Origin of the sequence: Streptomyces sp. WG7 (assembly GCF_049975785.1) — a bacterium.
GTDB lineage: Bacteria > Actinomycetota > Actinomycetes > Streptomycetales > Streptomycetaceae > Streptomyces.
This window is the reverse complement of the sequence record NZ_JBNGGE010000138.1, coordinates 1-1,702: the sequence shown is the minus strand read 5'-3', so window position 1 is coordinate 1,702 and position 1,702 is coordinate 1. Positions and strand designations below refer to the sequence as shown.

1 pseudogene is annotated in these 1,702 nt (G+C 69.0%); it reads right to left on the bottom strand.

The features are described 5' to 3' along the window. Positions 1-1,696 (bottom strand): annotated as a pseudogene (locus ACP4J0_RS38375) (type I polyketide synthase); the annotation flags it as partial. Positions 1,697-1,702: the final 6 nt, after the last annotated feature.

Sequence of the window (1,702 nt, the reverse complement as noted above, 5' to 3'; positions counted from 1 at the left end):
CGGCTGCGGGTTCGGGGGCTTGTTCGATGATGGCGTGCGCGTTGGTGCCGCTGAAGCCGAACGAGGACACCGCGGCACGGCGCGGACGGCCGGTCTGCGGCCAGTCCACCTGCTCGGCCAGCAGGGAGACCGCGCCCTCGGACCAGTCCACGTGCGGGGACGGCTCGTCCACATGCAGGGTCCTGGGCAGCACACCGTGCCGCATCGCCATCACCATCTTGATGACGCCCGCGACACCCGCCGCAGCCTGCGTGTGACCCATGTTCGACTTGATCGAACCCAGCCACAGAGGCAGCTCACCACTGTGCTCCTGACCGTACGTGGCGAGAAGGGCCTGCGCCTCGATCGGGTCGCCCAGCGTCGTGCCCGTCCCGTGCGCCTCCACCGCATCGACCTCGGCCGCCGTGAGCCGGGCACTGGCCAGAGCCTGCCGGATCACCCGCTGCTGCGACGGACCGTTCGGCGCCGTCAGACCATTACTCGCACCATCCTGATTGACCGCCGAACCCCGCACCACCGCCAGCACCGGATGCCCCTTGGCACGCGCGTCCGACAGCCGCTCCACGACCATCACACCCGCACCCTCGGCCCAACCCGTGCCATCAGCATCCGCCGAGAACGCCTTGCACCGGCCATCGGCCGCCAGACCACGCTGACGACTGAACTCCACAAAAGCCGCCGGCGTCGCCATCACCGTCACACCACCGGCCAACGCCAGATCACACTCACCACCCCGCAACGCCTGCACCGCCAAGTGCAGGGCAACGAGCGAGGACGAACACGCCGTATCGACGGTGACGGCCGGACCTTCGAGGCCGAACGCATAGGAGAGGCGGCCCGAGATGACACTCGCGGCATTGCCCGTGCCGACGAACCCTTCGACACCCTCCGGCAAAACCGACAGCCGGGACGCGTAATCGTGGTACATCACACCCGCGAAGACACCCGTCCGACTGCCCCGCATCGTCGTCGGGTCGATACCGGCCCGCTCGAACGCCTCCCACGACGTCTCCAGCAACAACCGCTGCTGCGGATCCATCGCCACCGCCTCACGCGGCGAAATCCCGAAGAACGCCGGATCGAAATCACCCGCGCCCCGAACGAAACCGCCCTCCCGCGCATAACTCGTCCCCTGCTGATCAGGATCAGCGTCGAACAACGCCTCCACATCCCAGCCACGATCCTCAGGGAACCCGGAAATCGCATCCCGGCCCTCCAGGACCAGCCGCCACAGATCCTCCGGACTCTCCACCCCACCCGGAAAACGACACCCCAGACCCACGATCGCGATCGGCTCGTCATCGAGGACCGGCACAAAGACCGGCGCCACGGCCGCCGGGGCAGCTCCGACGAGCTCGCCTCGCAGGTGCTCGGCCAGGACCACTGAGGTGGGGTAGTCGAAGACAAGGGTGGCCGGCAGGCGCAGCCCGACCGCCGCGGCAAGGCGGTTGCGCAGCTCGACAGCGGTCAGCGAGTCGAAGCCCAGCTCACGGAAGGACCGATCCGGCTCCACCCCCTCCGGACCCGCATAACCAAGGACCACCGCGACCTGGGTGCGGACCAGCTCCAGGACATGAGCCTCCTGCTCGGCCACGGTCAGTCCAGCCAGGCGATCGGCCACGGACACGACGCCGGCCTTCGCGGCGCGGCGGGCCGGGACGCGGACCAGGCCACTCAGAAGCGGCGGCAGCATCCCGCCGCC